This is a genomic window from Paenibacillus sp. MAH-35, from assembly GCF_058135425.1.
In genome coordinates, this window is sequence record NZ_JBYUPU010000006.1 from 166,427 (window position 1) to 187,385 (window position 20,959).

A 20,959-nucleotide genomic window follows, 5' to 3' on the forward strand; every position below is an offset into this window, starting at 1 on the left:
AGCCGGGATTTTTTCGAAACGGGGAGGAGTTTGCTGATGGACTGCAGCGCCGATAGAAACGTCGAGCTTCGTCGCTTGATCGAAGAAGCTGTCGCATGTTTTATTTCGCCGGATGCTGTTGTGCTGGACTTGGAAGAACAGCCGGTTCACAAAGGATTTTCGGCCACAGACATTTATCGGCATCAAGTCCAAGTGGAGTATCGGAACGAACGGTTAGTAACCTCTTACATCACTAAAAACGCCAGTTTGAAGGAACGCCGGGTATTGGCGCTGCTGCACCGGCAAGGGGCTGCTGTACCTTACAGCTTCTCTCGTGACTATGAGGAGGATCAGTCCCGTTACGTCTGCATTCAGGACGTTGACTATGCGACGGACTACGGGGCTGTGGATGCGGAACAGGTTCTCGGACAAGAATTCGAACTGCTTGCTCACCTTCACGCCAGTAACCTGGGTCGCAGGCACGAACTGCTCTGGCTTCCTGAAGCCGACTCCGGTTATATATCCCGAATGCTTCGCGAGCGGTGGGAGCCGTCGTGGAATCGGGCTGTGCAGGACAAGGATTTCGCAGCCTTATTTCAATCGTACATACCGGACATCCAAGCCGCGGCCCAATCGATTGCAGGTGATCTGGAACCGATCCTTAACGACGCAAGCTCCCATACATTAATCCATACCGATCTGCACCCAGGCAACGTATTGGTTCAGAACAACACACGGATTCGTTACATCGACTGGGAGGAAGCCGGATACGGATCGTTTTACTTGGATATTCCGCTTCGCTTCACGAGCTTGGAAAAAGCGGAAAAATACCGAATGGCGCTCGAAGCAAGAGGAGTCTCCATAGACCAGGACGAATTCAGACAGCGGTATATAACGGCTTCCCGGTACATAGGATTGCGGTATATGGGGTGGACGTTCGGGTCGTGGCGCACCGATCGGCATACGTTAGAATCGATGATTCAATACATGAACATGGTGCTAAGTTAACAAAAAGGGACTGCCCGACGGTCATCTGCGATGGCTGCCTGGGCAGTCTCTGTTTATTACGAGGTATAGGCGGAAGGGCTACCCGACTTATTGCCGTCTGCCCGGCCTGGTAATATTTAATGTAGTCATTTATTATTACAACAAGACTCCCTTTTTTTAGTAAAATGGAACAATCAATGTGCCTGGGATGTGAAAAAGATGAGTTCAACAATCGCTTCACTGTTCGATCAGTATTACCGTGAGAAGGCGTTCCCTGCTAAGCGGCAAGCTGCTATCCGAGAAAATGACACAGGAGATGTTGAAGCCGCAGACCCATCTGGAGAAAACATTCGAATGGGGGAGAATCGTTAACGGTTACGGGTTTCACTTTACTTATAATACGGAAGGGAAGGGTTATCGCCTCTACAAGGAAGGCTCCAACGCCGGAGTTGCGGCGATGCTTGCCTATTACCCGGACCTGGACACGACCAGCATCATATTAGCGAATCAAACGTGCAACGTCTGGAAGCTTCACTGGGAAGTGGAGCAATTGCTGTTCGACGGGTTAAAGTAAGACGAGCTAATCAGCAGCGATCAGAAAGAAGGTGTCCCGATTGTCACATTCGGAACGCGTCTACAACGTGGTGACGGCTGGCGTATATGTGCTTGCCCGCGGTTTGTTTCCGTTTCAAGCCGGTCCGGACCGGTCCGGACAAGTGCTCGGCGTCGTCAGGCTCGGCGGTCATCGGGGGGAAGGCGAGACAGGCTGGGAGTGCGCATCGAGAGAAGCGTGGGAGGAGGCGTCGATGCGGGTGAATCCGGTCGCTCCGCCCGCTACTTATTGGCTCGATTACGGAGAGAGCGACCGGTTGTCCCCCGGTCCGTGGGAGGAAGACGGCATAGCGCCGATTCTTGTCTCAAGAAAGGAGGATGGAAGCATTACGCCGATTTATTTGGCGACTTCCACGGATTCGCCGGTTCCCGCTGCGGAGACCAAGGCGCTGCTCCTGCTCCGCCCGGAAGAGATTCGGCGTATGGTGACAACTTCGATTACTTTCAGGCAGTATTTGGAGGCGGGGGGACAAGCGGTGTCGAAGGCAGAACTGCCGCTCGATTTTATTTTGCAACCGTTCCCGCATTTGCGTCTGCTTCACGTTTTGCTGCAGATGCATCCGGAACTCGCTCGGCTTGCGCCTCCCGCCAAGCAGGTATAAAAGAATGGAAATGGAGTCAGAAAATGATTCACACGGGAACGTGTGTTTGGTATACTGCTAAGTAGATGCGAAAATCGCAATAGACCAGACTCCGGTCTCCTGCTGCACGCGGGACGGCGGGAGGGAAGGAAGGTATACATGGTTACGGACCAGCTTACGGAAATAGATGAGGTGATCGCTTATATTCATAAGCATCTGGATGATCCGCTGCCTCTCTCCCGGTTAGCCGGCCATATTAGCTACAGTCCCTATCATTTTACCCGGCTGTTTAAGGAAAGGGTCGGGCTGCCGCCGCTTTATTACGTCTCTTCTCTACGGCTTCAGAAAGCGAAAGATTTATTGCTGCAGACAAATATGAGCATTCGCGATATCGGCCTGGAGATCGGCCAGCAAAGCCTCGGTACGTTCACTACCCGATTTACCGAACGGGTAGGCGTGTCCCCGTCCCAATTCCGGAATTCGCGGCTGCAGGCGGACGATCAGTTTCGCGCTTTGCGCAAGCTTGGCGATTGGGAACCGGAGCAGCGGTATTTGAATCACCTTAATACGGTAAGAGGAACCATCGGTGCGGAGATTCCTTTCGATGGCGTCATTCTGATCGGCCTGTTCGCCAAACCGATTCCGGAAGGATTGCCCCTGTACGGGACGCTCCTTCCGTCCGTCGGCGATTTTTGCTTTACCGGCGTCAGGCCGGGCACCTATTATTTGATGGCGACTTCGCTCTCGTGGGGGATGCAGGCAATGGATATTTTGCTGCCGCACGCTACTTTACGGACCCGGACGAAAGAGCCGATCGTAGTCGGCCCCGGATCGTATATCCCGCATCTGCAAGTTACGTTATATCCCCCGCGGGCGGACGATCCGCCGATTCTCATCTCTTTATCGCTGCTGATGAACAATTTCATGAACAGAGTGACAAGCGGCGTTACCCGGTAAGGCGCGGCGCACCTGGTTCTGCTGTTGTTTAGATCCGCTGCTGCACCTGCCGCAGGAAACCGCCGCAAAGCTCCAGTTGTCGTTCGGCGAAAGACCAGTCTCCATGCCCCTCCAGCGCCAATGCCGCATTGCAAAGCGTCGACATTAGAATACGCGCGCGCAATATGAATCCGAACGATTCCCGGTCTGCTGCAACCACCGGACGGTTCAACACGGCTTGCAGAAACGGCTCCTCCCACCCCCGGAACAACGCCAAATTTGCGACAAACGAAGCATAGTCCCAATATCTCGGCATCCGGCTAACGTCCTCGAAATCCGTCCAGCGCCAGCCGTCCGGGCCCGGAAGCAGGTTGCGCGCATGGGAGTCGCCGTGGGTGGGGACAAGCTCTTCCGGCCGGAACCGGCGCATCCGCTCGTCGACACACTGGTACGCTTCGAGTGCCCGGCTGATTCGCGAATCGTCGTGTGCGGGCATCGCTTGGATGATTTGATGCGATTTGTCCCAGACGCCAAGGACGGGTAGCTCCTCGGGGAACGAAGCCATTGCCGACGACAGGTCACCGACAAGCCCGATCGCCCGGTCCGGGGCGAGAGGGGACGCCGGAGCAGGCGGTACGTACTCCCAGCAAGTGACCCACGTGCCGCCGGCCAGGAACGGACCGGCCAGCGTCGTATCGGGGGGTTGTACGACAGGAACTTGGCATATGTGCAGATGACGCGCTACTCGGATCTCGCGCGCCAGCGTCGCTTCGGCTTCTTCGAGCCGCAGCTTGGCCGCCCGGGCTACGACGGGGTAGGGGGCCAGGTGTATAAGGAGATTGGCTCCATTGCTTAGCACGGCAGGGGTAATATTGACGAAGCCGCGTGCTTCGACGGCTGCCGCGACTTGGTCTACCAGCTTATGGGGAATAGTCAACAGATACTTTCCTCCTCGAAAGTTGATCTTCGTATAACGTAGCTTAGCGGCAGTACCGTTTCAAGCGGATAATTCCACTATGCTTGTTCTTTCCGACCGAAATGCCGCTTCGTCTGCCGGGAATCTGGTATGATGCGGAGTGGAATCGTTCCATTCGGGAACGGATACGGAAAAACGGGAGGGTTATAATCATGACCGCATCGGATTGGAGCACGGCTGTACAAACCGTTAAGGGTGTCTTATCGGCGACACTTGCCTGTCCTCAGACGGATCTCGACCGTGAGGGCGTATCGGTGTACGAAGCGAAAAGTCTGGAAGGAAGGCTCCGGTTTCCGCTTCGCGAAAAAGCGTTAACGATCGTAACGATGGGGAAAGGCGTCGTCGTTTCGTGCAGCGCGGACCGGATGGACTGGGCGAGGCGGGAGCTAGGGGGGCTCGTTACCGGGCAAATTTTCACGGCGCGGACGGCCGCTTTACTGGAGGAGCTTGTCGCACCGGACCGTCAGTTTATGGCGGGACCGGATCAGAAGTATGTATGCTCTGCCGATCATTTCCGGGCGTTTACGGTTCCGTCTGGAGTCAGCGTCTCCACTTACCGCGGCGACCAAGTGTCCGGCTTGTACGGCTACACCCGGTTTAAGCACGCTTTGTCGTTTCGGGCCGACAGCCCGCGGCCGGATCGGATGGCAACGATCGCGGTTTGCGACGGGACTGTCGTCGGCATTGCCGGAGCATCCGAGGATAGCGAGACGATGTGGCAGATCGGCGTCGATGTGCTGCCGGAGTACCAAGGGAAAGGGATCGGCAAGGCGATCGTCGGCACGTTAACGTTATCGATCCTGCAGGAGGGCGTTACGCCGTATTATTCGACGATTACGAGCAATCTGCAGTCGAGACAACTGGCCGCCAGTTTGGGCTATTGGCCGGCTTGGGTCGAGATGTACGCCAGAGACAACTCGTAGTCCAACGAGACATGGAGCCCGGACTTGCTTGTGGCGGGAGGTGCAGCCGCCCGGAAGCGGGGCACCTGTCTGGGCATCTGGGCAGGAATAGGTTCCTTCACCAGGCACGATACCCGAGTCGCCGATTAACTTGAAAAGATTCCCTCTCAGCGAACATTTTTTGGAACCGCCCCGTTAACTCCCTTTTAAGCTTATTTCTTTTCTCCATGGCATGTCTCTTGATACCGTGTGATGATTAGAGTGCCTCTTACACAGCTCCTTTCCTGCTGCGAAACACTCCTTTCCCACATCCCCATCCAAATATCGATAAATCACAAATGTAACGTCTATTATCGAATAGACCCCCTCTTGGAACCCGGTGTATATTGGTTGTGATCTTCAAACAAGGATGTACCAGGGCATAGACAGGGGGATGCATATGAAACGCGAAATGCATGCAGACGTCGCGATCATCGGCGGCGGTCTGGGTGGTTTTGCAGCTGCGCTGGCAGCAGCAAGAACAGGCAAGCGCGTCGTATTAACCGAAGAAACGGATTGGATCGGCGGCCAAGTGACGAGTCAGGGAGTACCGCCCGACGAACACCGATGGATCGAGGAGACCGGCTGCACGAGAAGCTACCGGCAGTTCCGGGACGGCGTGCGCCACTACTATCGCAGCCACTTTCTGCTGAGCGATCTGGGGAAGAAGGCGGATATTTTTAATCCAGGCAACGCGCTCGTCAGTAAAGTAAGCGGCGATCCAAGGACCGCGCTGGCCGTCCTGCTCGAAATGGCGGCTCCATACACGCATAGCGGCAGACTGGTCATTCTGCTTAAGCACGTACCGGAATCGGTGGAGACGGAAGGAGATACGGTTCGCGCCGTCACGATGCGAAGTCTCGAATCCGGGGATCGCCTGGTTCTCACGGCACCGTATGTGCTCGACGCGACGGAATGCGGCGATCTGCTGCCGATGGCCGGGGTCGAATATGTAACGGGAGCGGAGTCCCGGGAGCAGACCGGGGAGCCGCGCGCTTTGGAGGGAGCGGCGAATCCGTCGGAGATGCAAGCGATCACGCATTGTTTCGCTATGGACTATATCGAAGGCGAAGACCACACGATCGACAAGCCGCGGGATTATGCGTTCTGGAGAGAGTTCAGCCCGGATTATTGGCCGGGGCGGATGCTGGGCTGGATCGGTCCCCATCCGGTCACGCATGAAGCGAGACAATACGTGCTGTTTCCGGAAAACGACTTGTTCCCGCTGTTTGATTACCGCCGGATCGCCGACAAATCCAATTTCGCGCCAGGTACGTTTGAAAGCGATATCACGATCGTAAACTGGCCGCAAAACGATTACGTGCTCGGCCCGGTTATCGACGTAAGCGAGGAAGAGAAAGCCCGCCATCTGGACGGGGCGAAGCAGATCAGTTTATCGCTCCTCTACTGGATGCAGACGGAGGCGCCTCGTCTTGACGGTAAAATCGGCTATCCCGGACTCCGGCTGCGCAAAGATATTTTCGGTACGGAGGACGGTCTGGCCAAATCCGTTTACATTCGCGAATCGCGCCGGATTCAAGCGGAGTTTACGATACTTGAGCAGCACGTGACGAAAGAGTTCCATCCGGACGGCAAGGCGGAACGGTTCCTTGATTCGGTAGGCATCGGTTATTACGCGATCGATCTGCATCCGAGCACGGCGAACCGCAATTATATTCATTTCTCCCCGCTTCCGTTTCAGATTCCGCTTGGCAGCTTAATCCCGGTCCGGGTCAACAACCTGCTGCCGGCTAACAAAAACATCGGAACGACTCATATTACGAACGGCTGCTACCGGCTTCATCCGGTGGAATGGAATATCGGCGAAGCGGCCGGGCTGCTCGCTTCCTTTTGCCTCGACAAAGGCGTACAGCCGCGCTCCGTCTATAAAGACCCTGGCCTGCTGGAGCAATATCAGCAGTTGCTGACCGGACAGGGCATCGAGCTGATCTGGAACCTATAAGCTTACACTTGTAGAGGAAAGGGGACTTGAGAATGAACGTTAATTTGAAAAAAGGGTTGGTCTTTGTATCTCTTAGCGTACTTCTCGCAGCATGTGGCGGACAGAACGGAACAACAGGCGGAACAAGCGCAGGGAGCGAGACTCCGCCGGCCGGCAATCCGGCCGAGGCGCCGGAGAAGCTGAAGGACCCGGTTACGATCAACTTTTTCTATAACGGATATTCCGGATCGCTGATGGACGAGTGGAAGGCGAAGGTGAAGGACAAGTACAACATCATCTTGAACCCGTACTTGAACGAAAACATCGACAACCTGATCGCCTCCGGCGTGAAGCTCGACTTGATCGCTTATTCGGCGGGCGGGCTGTTTAAGGCGATGGACCTGCAACTGACTTCCGATATGAGCGACCTGATTGCCAAGTACAAGTTCGATATGAGCCGGCTGGCGCCGGGCGTGCTCGATTCCGTAAGAATGTATACGGACAAAAACGATATTTCGGTTATGCCGTACGAGTTAAACAATAACGTCGTCATTTACAACAAAACGATCTTTAACAAGTTCGGCGTTCCGTTTCCGAAGGACGGCATGACTTGGGAAGAACTGAACGAGCTGGTCAAAAAGGTATCGCGTGTCGACAGCGGCATCCAGTACAGAGGATTCGCCTACAGCGGGTTGAATCTGATCTACAAAAATCAGATGGGACTGCCTTTCGTCGATCCTGCATCGAACAAATCGCTGGTCAATACCGATGCGTGGAAAAAATGGCTGAGTACGATGGCCGGATTGTACCAGGTGTCGAACAATGACTTGGTCAACGCCAAGGAAGATCAGCTCTTTTTCAAGGAACAATCGCTGGCCATGCGGGGAGGGCCGAGTCCGCTGGAGCTGCTGCCGCCGGCGATCGAGAGCGGTTTGGAATGGGATGCGATTACGAATCCCCGTTTCGCCGGGATGGAGAATGTCGGGTCGCAGATGAACGCGCCGTTCCTCGCCATACCTCCGAACAGCCCTCACCGGGACGAAGCGTTTAAAGTAATCATGTTTTTCCTCTCGGATGAGATGCAGGCGGAGAACGCGCGGGCGGGCCGGGTACCTGTTCTCAAAACGGACAGCGTCGTGAAGGAATTCGGCACGAAGCTGCCGTTCCTGAACGGAACGAATTATGCAAAAGCGGTGTTCGCCGATACCATCGGCAAGCCGATCCGGGTTACCAAATACGACGGCACCGTCAGATCCCAGCTCTCCGCAGCGATCGTGGATGTCGCCACAGGCAAGTCTGATGTGAATACGGCACTTCGAACCGTTGAGGAGAATGCGAACAAGGCCATCGAAGCGGCGATGAAAAAGTAAGGAAGACAGTCAACGAATGAAGGAGCCGGGACGACTCGTTCCGGCCTCTTTCGCGTTACGTTGTGTATCGGATTGGCCGGGCTGTGCTCACGGACGGTTGACATTCCATGGAAAAGACTCCGTTCAGCTCCGGTCGAAGCTTTTTTCTTTTCCAACATCTTGGGCTTAAACGAAGGACGGTGGCGATGATGAACGTTAGAAAAATTGCCGTTATTACGGCGAAAAAAAACGATTTTACAAACATGCTGCAGCTTCAGAAGGCGAACGTCGCTTTTTTCGCCCCTGATGACAATCCGAATCTGGATGAATACGACGCGGTCGCCGTGCTGGGCGGGGTGTCGGAAGAGCCTCTGCTTCTGCGGGCCCGGACAAGAAATGCGGTGGAGAAGCAGATCAAGGCGGGGAAGAGGGTGTTCGCCGAATATGTGGGCAGCATCGGCCACGTTTATTGCGCCCCTCCGGTCAGCAGCCGGTACGAGCGGCTGGCGGTATGCGCGGACGGGGTTATCGACGGACTGGAGGCGGGCGAGCTTATCGAGGATCAGTGCAATATGCGTGTGAAGCCGCACAGCATCGCCTGCTCGCACGGCTTGCCTATTCTGCAATATGTAAAGCTTCATGCTCATGACCGGGTAGAGATGACGCCGGAGCTGACCAAGCCGGTATCCGACCGGGGGCTTTGGTTCGATACGCCCGACAATCTGCTCGTCTGCTCGCTGCGCCTCGCTAATTTCGCGAAAGCGAGATTTGCGCCGAGACGTTCCGCTCTTAAGCTGATCGGGTTCATCCTGGAGTGGCTGATAGACGGGCCGGCCGATCTGAGCGGCGCCGCAGCCGCTTATTCAGTGGGAGCGGAGCGGCCGGAAGCTCCGCTTGCCGAACAGATTAGAGACAGCGCGGATCGCGCCGTTCGCTGGTTCGAGCGGTCCGGAGTCGTCTATGACGAAGGCGTCACCGGTGCTCTGGAAGGACCGGGAACGGAAATATATCCGGACGGCACCCAGCGGATGAGCACGATTCGGCGGGTCGATTGTATCGGAGAGATCGCGCTACCTTATTATTTGAACCATTTGCTGACCTCTGACCGGCGCAGCCTGGATATCGCGGACAATCTGCAGCGAGTCGTATACGGCGAGTTCCAGTGCAAAGATCGGGACGAGCCGTGGTACGGCATGATTCGTTGGACCGAAGAGGCATGGGGCGTCTGTTACCAGGACGATGTGGCGCGCGCCATCCTGCCGCAACTGCTCAAATGTCTGTACTCCGGTACGACCGAGCATTTGGACGATATTGCCGAGGCGCTGCTGTTCCTTGTCCGTACGACCGGGACCGACGGGACGAGAGTGTACCGGACTGATAATATCGGACTTACACCGGAGAAGATGGAGCAGCTTCGGTCGGAGCCGGGCCGTATGCCGAGCGCGCATTACAACGGCTTTTATTATGCCGCTCTGCTGCTCGCCTACCGGTTGACCGGCATCGGAGAATTCCGCATGACCGCGATCCAGGGGATGGAGACCATGATGGCCCTATATCCGGATACGAAACGGGAGCAGAGCCAGACGCAAGAATATTGCCGGCTGATTCTGCCGCTCAGCTGGCTGTACTGGGAGACGGGGGAGGAACGTCATCGGGAATGGCTGTACCGGGTTGCGGGCGATCTGCAAAAGTTCCGGCATCCGACCGGGGCTTATCTGGAATGGGACGAAGGGTACCGCGCCGCCATGCGGCACGAGATCGGGCAAGGCGAAAGCTCGCTGATTTCGCGCAACGGCGATCCGGTCATCGATCTGTTATACTCGAACAATTGGCTGCCGATCGGATTTATTCAGGCGTATTTCGTTACAAAAGATCCTTATTTCAAGCAGCTGTGGGAAGAGATCGCCGGGTTTCTTGTGTCTGCTCAACTCCGCAGCGACAACCCGGTCCTTGACGGAGCGTGGACGCGGGCGTTCGACGCGGAGAGAGCGGAAGTGTTCGGCTCTCCGGCGGATGCGGGCTGGGGACCGTGGTCGATCGAATCCGGCTGGACGGTGGCCGAGATTTCCGCCGGGCTGCTGATGGGACTGCTGGAGGAACGGCTGCTGCCTCATTATGAACAAGGTTCGGCCCGATAAAGGATAATCTGCGGGAAGGACGGTCGTCGTGGGACAGCGCGGGAATCGAAGCCGTTGCATTTTGCAGGATCGTTCTTTATGATGAAGGGTAGGAAGGGCTGGAGCCTTTCCGGCAGGATCGGGGAAAGGGGAGTCTTCATGGCACTTGACCGCTCGCTAATCAACCAGTCTCCTTCGATGAATGATGCCGTATGCAGATGGTTCGAAGAATTCCCGATTTATTTGCGCCACGATTTTTTAAGCGCGCATAACTTCAGTATGCACACCCAGCCCGGCATCGAGCTTAATTTGACGCTGGAAGGCCAAGGCACATTCGTAGTTGATAAAAATATATTGAGGCAGTCGCCCGGCCAACTGCTCGTTTTTCCGGGTAAAATGCCGCATCAAGTGTTTATCGATCCGTCCGATCTGTATACGAGAATGGTCGTTCTGATCGACGACCGGAGCTTGTCTTCCTTAATGCCCGGCCGCGACTTCGACTGGCTGTCCGATGTGAGCTGCCACCAGATCAGACTGCAGCCGGATACGTATATGACGATGAAACACCTGCTCTTCATGATGCATAAGGAGATGCGGGAGCGCAAAATCGGCTGGCAGCAGATGATCGTCTCCGGCTTGATGAATTTGACTGTACTGGTTCGACGTTGTCTGGAAGCCGGGCAAACGCTGCAAGGCAGTCCGGGGAAGCGGAAGCCCGGGCGGCGGGCCGGAGAAAATCCGATCTCGCAGCTGTGCCAATATATCGAACAGCATCTCGATGGAGATTTGTCGCTCAAGACGATGGCCGACCATTTTCAGCTTAGTCCGGATCATCTGATTCGAACGTTCAAGAAAGAAAAAGGGATGACCTATCACCAATATGTGCTTCTCCAGCGCGTATTCGAGAGCAAACGGCTGCTCTTGCAGCAAAGCGAGATGTCTCTGACCGACATCGCTTATTCGGTCGGGTTCGCCTCCTCGTCCCAATTCAGCAAAACGTTCAAAAACATTACCGGGCAAACGCCGAGCGCATTCCAGCAGCAGGTGCAGACGAATATCCCGTAAGTCCGGCCGCGTGCGGGGATCATCGTCCGTTCAAGCCGCACTATATAGAAGGACAATCCCTCAGAAGGTAGATGAGCAGGCTATGCAGCCGCGCTTCCCTTTTGAGGGATTTTTTACTATGATGATGGTAGGAAACACCTGACAGATGTTGCGTCGGATACAAGGAGTCGATTAGATGAGGAACAGCCAGATGAAGCCGGAAGTTCGGGCCTACTTGGACCGGATCGGCTACGACGGCCCTGCGGACGGCAGCGCCGAATGCCTCGCCCGCTTGCAGGAATGCCATCTGCACACGGTGCCTTACGAGAACTTCGATATTTTGAACCGGGTGCCGATCTCGCTTCAAATTGAGGCGATTCATAACAAGATCGTAACGCGCAGACGCGGAGGTTATTGCTTCGAACTGAATGCTTTGTTCGGCTGGCTGCTGCGGGAGCTCGGATATTCCGTCACCGACCTGTTCGCCCGCTTCTGGCGGGACGAGCCGAATCCGCCTCCGAAGCGCCGGCATCAGGTGCTGCTCGTGACGGTTGGGGACGCATCGTATTTGTGCGATGTCGGCGTCGGGGGGATCGTTCCCCGCAGACCGATCCGGATGGAGGAAGGGCTGGAGCAGGTGCAAGGCGACGAATGTTACCGGATGGAGACGGACGACGATTTTGGCTGGGTGCTGTGCGAGCGGAAGCGTGGGGCGTGGAGCCGGATCTACTCGTTCAGCGAGGAACCGCAGCTGGCCAGAGATTTTGTGATGGCGTCGTATTGGTGCGAGAACAGCCCGGATTCGATCTTCATCCAAAGCCCGATGGTCGCGATCCGTACGGCGGAAGGACGCAATACGATCGCCGGAGGCGAGTTCCGCATCTTCACCGCAGAAGGCGTACGCACGCTCGTTCCGCAGACAGATGAGGCTTACAAGGAAGCTTTGCGCACTTATTTCGGTATCGATCTGGGGTAGCAGGGAAGCGGGGAAGCGGCCTGGAACGGCAAGCTTTGCCAAACGAAGAGGCTTTCGGATTCGGTTCCGGGAGCCTCTAATCGTTATGGCCGAAATAAGCGATCGGTCGTACAGCTTCCCGCAGTTGCCTGTTCCACGCACAACACAGACAGGGTTTACCGGGCGATGTCCTGCAGTCCGGCCATCCCCTCGTAATAACGCTCCATCCATTGACGGAAAGGACAGGCGTCGTCCCAGTAAACGGTGCCGCTCGCTTTGTGGTATCCCCAGACGAGTAAACGTTCATGAATCAGATGAACACGGAAACGGTTTGTCCATCCGCGATCCGGCGTGTCCCGAACGATACGGCTGTCCCAGTATCCGGTCATAAATTGCCCGGCAAGCTCCGGAGCGTCCCTGTCGATGTACATCGCATACGCACGAGGCAGATCGGCAATGCCGTCCCCCATGCCGCAAGCGGTAAAATCAAAAGCTCCCGACACTTCCCAGTCCCCGCCGCGCCGTTCGAACAGGACATTGTCCAGCTTGTAATCCCCCATCACAAAGCAAGGCTTCCATCCGGAATCGAAAGCGCCGCTTGATGCGGCAAGTACGCGTTCAACCCAATCGCGATCCTCCGGGGTGATGACCGAATACTTTTTGGCGTCCTCGAGCCAAAAGCGGATTTTCGTATACAACCATTGCCGATAAGGGTTGTCGTGCACCGGGAAACTGTCGACGTACCGGTCGCGCACCGGACCGAACAGCCAATCCCGATACAGCTGCTCCAAAGGAACGATGCCATTCTCGTGCGGCACATACAGGCCCGGCCGGTCAGCGGTGAATTCCTGCATCCGGGCTAGATTGCGGCCGAACGCCCTCGCAATGCTCCGCTCGTCATCCGCGCTCAGCCGGTTCCTCATCTCCTCGGTATCGATATGAACGCCGCCTAGCCGGGGCATAATCGCATAACTCCATCCGAACAAATCGGTCGACAAGTCGAGATGGTACGGGGCCGGAACCGGCACACCGGTATAGGCGTGCAGATGGTCAATAATAAACTTTTCCAACCGAAGCTGCCCCGGGTTCGGATCGCCTCTCATCACATATTCGCCCTCGGTTGAAGAGAGGAATATCGTCTGTCCCAAGCTGCCTCGAGCGGTCTTCTCGGCTTTCTGGAAGCGTCCCAGCTGTAACCGGTCCAAAGCCGCCTGAAATTGCCGGTCGGAAATCGTTCCTAATCGTTCGCCGTAATGGAAGCTGTTCATGGATACCTCCAGATATAGGAATATATGTTCCCATTATAAGGAATATGGCCGGAATAGACAATAGGGTTTGGGCTGGCAGCTTAACCGTCCGCCCTATTTTCCCCCGCTTTCTCGATCGGATCGTATATAATGGGGAAGTCAGGTGACGAGGGCGATGGTGGCTGTCATACCAGCCGGCAGCGAAAGCCCGCTTTGCAGCAAAGGAGAGAGTGGCTGATGTCAGGTAACGTGTACAAATATACGCTTTGTTTCATTCAGCGCTGCGACGAGATTTTGATGCTGAACCGGCGCAGCAAGCCGGAGATGGGCGTATGGAACGGAGTCGGAGGCAAGCTGGAGAAGGACGAACGTCCCGAGCTTGGCATCATCCGGGAAATCGCGGAGGAGACGGGAATTCGGCTGGAGCGGGAGCAGGTTGTGCTGGCGGGCAGAATTACTTGGGTTACGCCGACGATGAAGTCGGGCATGTACGTCTTTCTGGCGCGTGTGGGCGACGACTTGGACTATCCAACCCCTCGGGTGACGGAAGAAGGCATCCTGGACTGGAAGCCGGTCGCCTGGATTTTGGAACCGCTGAACAAAGGCATATCGCATAAGATCCAGCATTTTCTCCCGCCGATGCTGGAGGGTGCCGTGTACGACCATATTTATGATTATGATTCCGAGGACAACGATATCGGCTACACTCGTTTGCCCTTGGGGGAATCGGCCGGAGAGCCGGTGCGGGCAACGAAATAAGAGCGGCAAGCCTCCGCCTCCGGCATCGATCGCCAAATCGACTGTATGGAATGAACCCGGGTTGCCGTTATATCACTAGAGGATGAATGCGTAATAAAGAGGGCCGACAGGGCGACCCCCTATGCAATCAATCCGTTACTAATTCATGGAGGGATTCGGCAATGATCATCGAAAACGACAAGCAGCAGCTAAAGGTTCAAAATGCGGACATCTCGAAATCGAGCTTAACGAACGTTAATGCCGAAGGGATGACGATCCGGTGCGCCAACATCGGAGGCGTAACGTATACCGACGTGTGCATGGCCGGAACCTTGATTACCGACGCCAATATGAGCGACATTACGATAGACGGAGCGCAGCTGGGCGGGGCTGTCATCCGGAATATCGGCCTGCCGCCCGAAGGCCATCACGCCTACAAGCCGGGGGAGAAGCAGCGGCCGCTGAAGTTCGAGAACTGTACGCTGCACGACAGCACGTTTACCAATTGCGATTTGAGCCATGTGCGGCTGGAGATGTGCGACATTACGGGACTGACGATCAACGGGATTCACATCGACGAGCTTCTGGAGCGTCACGGAAAAGCTTGAGCCGGTTCGATCGTGCATCCTGTACGTACATCATGAGCATAGAGCGGAGCAGCCGCGGCAGGCTGCTCTTTGCTTTTTTGCCGAATCCGGAAACGATTGTGCTTAATTTACGTATAAAGGTAAACAACTAGCAACGGGAAGGTGAAAAATATGATCGATATGGGACCGTCGTTTGGCGGAGGAATGTCTTCCTTTATGGTCTCCGTCGTGCCGATCTTGGTTATCGTCGTATTTGCGATCGTGATCGTTCGGATGGTGATGAGCGGGGCTCGTTATGTAAAAAACGCGAGCACGCCGCAGGAGTCCGTATACGCCAAAGTCGTCGCCAAACGGATGGACGTCCGACATTATACGAATCAGCACAACCACGGCAGCGGAGCGATCCACACGTCCAATTCGTCCCGTACGTACTACTACATTACTCTCGAGTTCGATAACGGCGATCGCAAGGAGTATCTGGACGTCAAAAACTTGTACGGTCTCGTCGTCGAAGGGGACACGGGATATGCAGCGGTGCAAGGGGAATGGATCGTTGCGTTTGAGCGCAGCGCTGGCTGAGGGCTGAGAGAGCGACTTGCCTGAAAGAGACGGTATGAAAAGGCGGGATGGGGCGTCCCCCTCCCCTCGCGCTGACACGACCCACTGTGTAATGGACATGAGCGCAGCTTAGACAGCCCCAAAAGAAAGATTTGCAAGGTTAACGGACAAAAATGACGCTTGCGATGATAAAATGCGGACAAATAAGGAATAATTCGCCGCAAAGATGCTCAGATGACTGTTAGAATTTGAAAAGCTGCAAAAATCAGCGATTAAGCTGCCGTGATGTCCGTTAGCGGAATGCAACACGGGAAAATGACTGGTCGCGAACAGCTAGAAAAGGTATGGTATCGGACGTGCCGGTTGGCCAGCTTACTGCTGCCTGCTGCTGCGGATCGGACATGAGCGGGTTTGGTTAGTCCGTGGAGAATGATTCGGAAGCAGTCGGACCAAAATCATCAAAGCGGCTGAAAATCAGAGTAAGAGACACTCGGGTCTTTCGGGACGGCCGTGTCATATGGATTCCGCAACGGGTTCGTCCTGAGCTGGAGCCCGGAAGGGCGAAGCCGGATCATCGGGCGAGCTGCTGGCGGTTACCGGAGTGGGAGCCCGGCGGAATCAACGGAATTAAAAGGAGGAACCTTTTACGAGGGGCCTTCTTTTTTTGTTTTTTAAAATAATTGTCGTTTAGCGATAAGATTTCGACCTGCTCAATACATTACTTAATAGAGGGCAAGATTATGTTTAAACAGCCTTCGACCGGATGAGGAGGGGGAAGATGAATTTTGACCAGCTTTACGACAGTATCGTACATAACAAAGCCGAAGATGACATCGTTATCCGGTTCAGAACCAATTGGCTGCCGGGTGTCGTTATGCATCTGGCTTCCTATGAAGCGATCAAGTGCGAACGTTCCCTCGGTGCAAGCGATTACGAGGAGATCGAGGATAAAGTGTTCGAGATCGTGCTGCATAAAGCGGCTGAGACGAAGCGAGGCGCCGCGTTTCGCGCCTGGGTCTGTCAGGTGATCGTTTATGTGAGCAAAAACCAGCTTCGCAGGATCAGCCCGATTCTGGTCGATTTTACGCCAGGCGGAGGCTTGAGAAGCCAAAGGTATGAGAAGCAGTTGGCCGACCGGAGCGAGGAATTGAAGGATCAGATCGAGGAGGCGCTCGAGATGCTGCCTCCCAATCAGCGCAAGGCGATCATTCTCCGGTATTGGCGGGGGGACTCGTCCAAGGAGACGGCCGAGCGGCTTGCCTGCAGCAGCAATCACGTCGATCAATGGGTGCATAAGGCGAAGAAAACGCTGGCCGAATCGCTGGCGCAATACCGCGGAGTCCGCAAGGCGGACCGGGAAGTCAAGCCGTCTAGCGGCAGCGGGATACGCGAGAGCGGCACTCGGTATACGGCGGCAGGCGGGCCGGACGGATTCGGGCCGGATGAGCTGGAACCTTTCGAGCCGGATGCCGTCCTGCTGTTCCGTTTTGCGATGGAGGATGAGCTGGGGACGCCGGAGCAATGGAACGAGCAGCTGCGTCTGGATGAGAAAATAGACGGACCGCTGCTGGCCGGGAAGTTTGACGCATGGAGATGGGAGCGGCGGACACTGATCCATTTGCTGCGATGTCTGGGCTTGCCCTGGCAGGAGGCGGCGGAGGTGCTGCGCAGACAGCCTTTTCATGCGGCTTGTGCACGAGCGCTTTTTGACGATCGGCCGGCCAGCGGCGGCAGCGGAGACCGGACGCCGATATGAACAGGAAGGGAAGGGTTGCCTTGTACGCCATCTACTACCGGAGCAAGCGGCTGACCAAACCGGGGACGGAATATGAAGCGAGAATGGATTTGCTGAGGCTGAACAGTCTTTTTTTGCATCTGGAAATAAGGGAAATCAAGGAGCGACGGGGTCGCGCTGCTCCGGAGCGCAAATAAACGGAGAACTGGCCTGTTGGATGTTGCGGCATACGGCACCGTCCGTCCTGCAGTCCGTTTGAGGCGGAGCTGCAGGATGACGGGGATGTTTGTAGTACGCCGGCTTGGCTTAGCTTAGCCTCTCCACCCGGACTCCGTCGGGAACGTCCAGTTCCGCTTTGCCGTCCGCATAGCTGAATCGGACTGTCCCGGAAGGAATCCGGAACTGCAAGCTGATCTTGTCCAGGGAGGCCGGGACCCGGGGTGCGAACGTCAGCGATGTCCAGCCCGGCGAGGCCGGCTTGATGCCCGCTATTTCTTCGATAAGCAGCGGGATCGGGGCGCTGGCCCAAGGGTGGCAGAGACTCGTATTCCGCTTCAAATCTTTGGACCATACTTCGAAGCAGGTGGTCGCGCCTTCCTTCACCATCGTGCTCCACGAATGCAGATCGTCCGAGGTGATCAACTCGTATACGAGCTCGTGCTCCCCTGCGGCAGCGAGCGCCTGCAGAACAAAGTAGGCTATATAAACGCCGCAGCTTAAGCGCTTCTCCCGGATCAGGCCGACGACGGCATGGCGGTCGCGTTCTTCCGTCAGCCGGAACAGCAGCGGTAGCGCATTGGCATGCAGCGAGGAATGGAGCGAGCCTTCCGCGTCGGTGAACAAGTTCGTCTCCGTATTCAGAAAAGCTTGCCGGAACGCGTTCTTGAAAGAACTTCGGACCCCGCTCTCCGGGTCCGGCTCGTTCAACAGCTGCCGGATCTCGCTCATGGCGAGCATCGCTCCGTAATACCAGGCGTTGACGACGTTGTGGCAGCCTTCTCCGACAGGTTCGAGCGGGAAGTCATAGCCGTCGCGCATATTGGTCGGCCAGTCGACCAGATTCGGCTTGTCTGTTACATTCGCGAGCAGGCCGTCTTCCCGCTTGTATTTGTCGTAATACCGCATCAGCCGTTCCGCCACGGGAAGCATCTCCCGCAGGAAATCCGTATCTCCGCAGAGCATCGTATAACGCAGCAGCTGCAAAGGCCATTGAAGGGAATAGTCGACGAACTCCTGCATGAAATGCCCCGGAGCTACTGCCATAAAGCCGGTACAAGTGCGGGAGGACAATACGGCGAAATCGATCAGCGACTTGCGGAACAGACGAAGATCCCCAGTCAAGTAGGCATGAGCATGCGTGATGATCGTATTGTCGCCCAAGTATTGGCCCTTCTCCCGGGAAGGACAATCGACGTAGTTTTCCTGGGAGCCGTATTTCACGCCTTCGCGGCAAATTTCCCAGATCCGGTCCAGCAACGGATCGGACGACTCGAACCGGCTGGCCTCCTCATCGAACGGATAGTGGCGGACGATGACGCCGAAGCTGTCCGGGTCCGTCTGAACTCCCGCCTCCGGCAAAACCTCGACGTAACGGAAAGCTTTGTAATCGTAAAACTCGAGCTCGTCCTCATCGCTGCCGGACAACGTCCATACTTCGCGATACGTGCAATTGCACCGCATCTTGTAGCGGACGCTCCCGTCGTCCTCCAGCTCCTCGCCGCACCGGATCTCAATCGTTTGCCCGGGGGTGCCGCGCGCCTTCATCCGGAACTGGCCGGTCCGCTCTCCGCCAAAATCGAGCAGGAAGCCGCCGGAGTTCTCCGGTAAAGAGACGATCTGCACCGGCTGGATCTCATATACGCTAACCGTCGGGGTAGGCTGTGCAAATAACCGGTGATCGTCGGACCAATGCTCGGCCGGAGTCCGCCAGCCCGAGTCGTCATAGCCTGGCTCCCGCCAGCCGGTAAGCTTCAGCCGGTTGTCGATATGTTCCAGATACTGCGTGTCATAACCTACGATCCCGCCGCTCGCATATTCGCGGGCCGTCTCGATCTTCCACGTCCGGTCCGTCTTCACGACCGTTCGCCCCTGAACGTCCAGCTCGGCGATCAGCCCTTGCCGGTAGTCTCCGCTGTTGAACGCCCGGCAGATCAGTCCCTGATAATAGACGTGGACAGCGATTACGTTGACCCCCTTATGCAAAAAAGGAGCGAGGTCGTACCGGTTGTAATAGTAATGATAATGATTCCCTTGCGCAGGGCCTTGACCGACAAACGTCCCGTTCACATACAGCTTGTAACAGTCGTCGGCGGTAATGTGAAGCATGGCGTTTTCGTACGAGTCGTCGAGTACGAACGTGGTTCGGGCGAGTATATGCCGGTTTTTCAGATCGTCCCGGTGTTTCGGGCCTTGGCTGGGCTCCAGTTGCTTGCGGTATACGTCGATCGGCTTTAGGCCGGCGAAATCTTCGTCCATAATCCAGTGGGCAGACCATCGTTTGTCCATTTTTTGCACTCCTTTTCGGGTTGTAAACAGCTGTCCATCTGCAGGGCGACAGCTCTGTATGCGGAGAGTGTACAACAGATAAGGGCTCCGATCTTGTAACTTTTGCCGTAAAACAGGGGGGATCTGACGCGCCGGGCCTCTTGCCAGAAGGAGCAGCGTATTTTACTATTGCTTCAGAAGGACGAGTTCTGCGGAAGAAGGAGCCTGATATGCTCGTTTACTCGAAGGAACGTTATTTGGAGAGCGACGAATTTGCTTTTGCGGCCTTTCCTTACTCGACGATGCCGGACCGGCCGTTTACGCCTCATGTGCATGAGTTTGTTGAGCTTGTCTACGTGGACAGCGGCTGCGGCGAGCATCTGTACAAAGGAAACCGGTTTCCGGTATCCAAGGGAGATCTGTTCGTCATTCCGCCTTACGCCGAGCATGATTATCGCGTGATCGGAGACGCTCCGCTGGACGTGTACAACATTTTGTTTTTGCCGTCTTTTCTCGTATCGGAGTTGAAGGTGCTGTCGCAGGTGACGCCGTTTGTGCAGTTTTTTTATGTGGAGCCGTTTATGAAGCAAAATCCGGATTTCGAGTCTCATCTGAAGCTGTCCCGTTCGGAGGCGGAGGAGGTGAAGCAGCGTCTCGACCGGATTGTCCGGGAATTTCGCGACAAACCGCTTGGTTACCGGATTACGGTGAAGGCGTTGCTGATCGAGCTGCTCGTCTGGCTGAGCCGGCGGTACGAGCCGGTAACGGCGGAGCCGCCGTTTCAGACCCGGGACTCAGAAGCGATCCGGAAGTTGTGCGAGTTTCTCGATACGCACTATGCCGAGCCGCTTCAGCTGGAGCAGGTGTGCCGGATGTGCGGCATGAGCCAATCGGCTTTTACGGCCAAATTCAAAGAAGTTACGGGCAAGACGTTTACCGGGTACCGCAACGAGCTGCGCATCCAATCTGCTTTGGAGCTGCTTCGGGGCACGGACGAGAAAGTCATTCATATCGCGGAACGGGTAGGCATTGGGGATAGCAGTTATTTCAACAAGCTGTTCAAGGAACAGATCGGAATTTCCCCGCGGGATTACCGCCGGTTGGCCCGGACTTGACGGGATACGGACAAAGGGTGCCGGAATGAGGCGCACTTTGTTCTTTTTATTTAGGAAATGATGAACCTTGCCGTAG

19 protein-coding genes are annotated in these 20,959 nt (G+C 55.8%); 16 read left to right on the plus strand and 3 right to left on the minus strand.

The genetic code is table 11. The features are described 5' to 3' along the window. Positions 1–36 precede the first annotated feature (36 nt). From AC3Y2E_RS08700 to AC3Y2E_RS08715, 4 genes are all read left to right on the plus strand, one after another. Entirely contained in the window at positions 37–987 is a 951-nt protein-coding gene (locus tag AC3Y2E_RS08700; RefSeq protein WP_379209186.1) for an aminoglycoside phosphotransferase family protein, read from the plus strand. A gap of 238 nt (positions 988–1,225) precedes the next feature. Then, entirely contained in the window at positions 1,226–1,540 is a 315-nt protein-coding gene (locus AC3Y2E_RS08705; protein ID WP_379209188.1) for a serine hydrolase domain-containing protein, read from the plus strand. A gap of 40 nt (positions 1,541–1,580) precedes the next feature. Continuing rightward, the gene (locus tag AC3Y2E_RS08710) at positions 1,581–2,180 is read left to right on the plus strand and encodes an NUDIX domain-containing protein (RefSeq protein ID WP_379209190.1); all 600 of its coding nucleotides are present in this window, start codon (positions 1,581–1,583) and stop codon (positions 2,178–2,180) included. Positions 2,181–2,318: 138 nt separating this feature from the next. Next, the gene (locus AC3Y2E_RS08715; protein WP_379209192.1) at positions 2,319–3,116 is read left to right on the plus strand and encodes a helix-turn-helix domain-containing protein; all 798 of its coding nucleotides are present in this window, start codon (positions 2,319–2,321) and stop codon (positions 3,114–3,116) included. Between the two features lie 28 nt (positions 3,117–3,144). Here AC3Y2E_RS08715 and AC3Y2E_RS08720 read toward each other — a convergent pair whose 3' ends face one another. After that, positions 3,145–4,032, minus strand: a complete 888-nt coding sequence (locus AC3Y2E_RS08720) for a phosphotransferase family protein (protein WP_379209194.1) — start codon at positions 4,030–4,032, stop codon at positions 3,145–3,147. Positions 4,033–4,223: 191 nt separating this feature from the next. Here AC3Y2E_RS08720 and AC3Y2E_RS08725 point away from each other — a divergent pair, with 191 nt between their 5' ends. The 6 genes from AC3Y2E_RS08725 (at position 4,224) to AC3Y2E_RS08750 (ending at position 12,440) form a co-directional block, all read left to right on the plus strand. Beyond that, on the plus strand, positions 4,224–4,994 hold the full coding sequence (locus tag AC3Y2E_RS08725; RefSeq protein WP_379209196.1) for a GNAT family N-acetyltransferase: 771 nt from the start codon (positions 4,224–4,226) through the stop codon (positions 4,992–4,994). A 418-nt stretch (positions 4,995–5,412) separates the two neighbouring features. Then, positions 5,413–6,975, plus strand: coding sequence for an FAD-dependent oxidoreductase (locus tag AC3Y2E_RS08730; protein ID WP_379209198.1), 1,563 nt, complete (start codon positions 5,413–5,415; stop codon positions 6,973–6,975). 32 nt (positions 6,976–7,007) lie between these two features. After that, a complete protein-coding gene (locus AC3Y2E_RS08735; protein ID WP_379209200.1) occupies positions 7,008–8,324 on the plus strand; it encodes an ABC transporter substrate-binding protein in 1,317 nt (438 codons plus the stop codon). 185 nt (positions 8,325–8,509) lie between these two features. Beyond that, a complete protein-coding gene (locus AC3Y2E_RS08740; protein ID WP_379209202.1) occupies positions 8,510–10,441 on the plus strand; it encodes a hypothetical protein in 1,932 nt (643 codons plus the stop codon). A 138-nt stretch (positions 10,442–10,579) separates the two neighbouring features. Next, positions 10,580–11,485: an AraC family transcriptional regulator gene (locus AC3Y2E_RS08745; RefSeq protein ID WP_379209204.1), complete on the plus strand. Its 906-nt coding sequence runs from the start codon at positions 10,580–10,582 to the stop codon at positions 11,483–11,485. 175 nt (positions 11,486–11,660) lie between these two features. Then, a complete protein-coding gene (locus tag AC3Y2E_RS08750) occupies positions 11,661–12,440 on the plus strand; it encodes an arylamine N-acetyltransferase family protein (protein ID WP_379209207.1) in 780 nt (259 codons plus the stop codon). A gap of 155 nt (positions 12,441–12,595) precedes the next feature. On the opposite strand, the gene AC3Y2E_RS08755 is transcribed toward AC3Y2E_RS08750, so the two are convergent. After that, on the minus strand, positions 12,596–13,687 hold the full coding sequence (locus AC3Y2E_RS08755) for a phosphotransferase family protein (RefSeq protein ID WP_379209209.1): 1,092 nt from the start codon (positions 13,685–13,687) through the stop codon (positions 12,596–12,598). A gap of 216 nt (positions 13,688–13,903) precedes the next feature. Between AC3Y2E_RS08755 and AC3Y2E_RS08760 the strand changes: the two genes are divergently transcribed. From AC3Y2E_RS08760 to AC3Y2E_RS08780, 5 genes are all read left to right on the plus strand, one after another. Then, positions 13,904–14,425 (plus strand): NUDIX hydrolase, encoded by a 522-nt coding sequence (locus AC3Y2E_RS08760; RefSeq protein WP_379209211.1) that lies wholly within the window; start codon positions 13,904–13,906, stop codon positions 14,423–14,425. Positions 14,426–14,586: 161 nt separating this feature from the next. Beyond that, positions 14,587–15,012, plus strand: coding sequence for a pentapeptide repeat-containing protein (locus AC3Y2E_RS08765; protein WP_379209213.1), 426 nt, complete (start codon positions 14,587–14,589; stop codon positions 15,010–15,012). 150 nt (positions 15,013–15,162) lie between these two features. Then, complete coding sequence (locus AC3Y2E_RS08770; protein ID WP_379209215.1) at positions 15,163–15,570, plus strand: DUF2500 domain-containing protein; 408 nt, start codon at positions 15,163–15,165, stop codon at positions 15,568–15,570. A 757-nt stretch (positions 15,571–16,327) separates the two neighbouring features. Then, the gene (locus AC3Y2E_RS08775) at positions 16,328–17,305 is read left to right on the plus strand and encodes an RNA polymerase sigma factor (protein ID WP_379209217.1); all 978 of its coding nucleotides are present in this window, start codon (positions 16,328–16,330) and stop codon (positions 17,303–17,305) included. Further along, on the plus strand, positions 17,302–17,481 hold the full coding sequence (locus AC3Y2E_RS08780; protein WP_379209219.1) for a hypothetical protein: 180 nt from the start codon (positions 17,302–17,304) through the stop codon (positions 17,479–17,481). Before AC3Y2E_RS08775 ends, AC3Y2E_RS08780 begins: the two co-directional genes overlap by 4 nt. 109 nt (positions 17,482–17,590) lie before the next feature. Here AC3Y2E_RS08780 and AC3Y2E_RS08785 read toward each other — a convergent pair whose 3' ends face one another. Then, positions 17,591–19,789, minus strand: a complete 2,199-nt coding sequence (locus tag AC3Y2E_RS08785) for a family 78 glycoside hydrolase catalytic domain (protein ID WP_379209221.1) — start codon at positions 19,787–19,789, stop codon at positions 17,591–17,593. Positions 19,790–19,998: 209 nt separating this feature from the next. Here AC3Y2E_RS08785 and AC3Y2E_RS08790 point away from each other — a divergent pair, with 209 nt between their 5' ends. Then, positions 19,999–20,883 (plus strand): helix-turn-helix domain-containing protein, encoded by an 885-nt coding sequence (locus AC3Y2E_RS08790; RefSeq protein WP_379209223.1) that lies wholly within the window; start codon positions 19,999–20,001, stop codon positions 20,881–20,883. Positions 20,884–20,959: the final 76 nt, after the last annotated feature.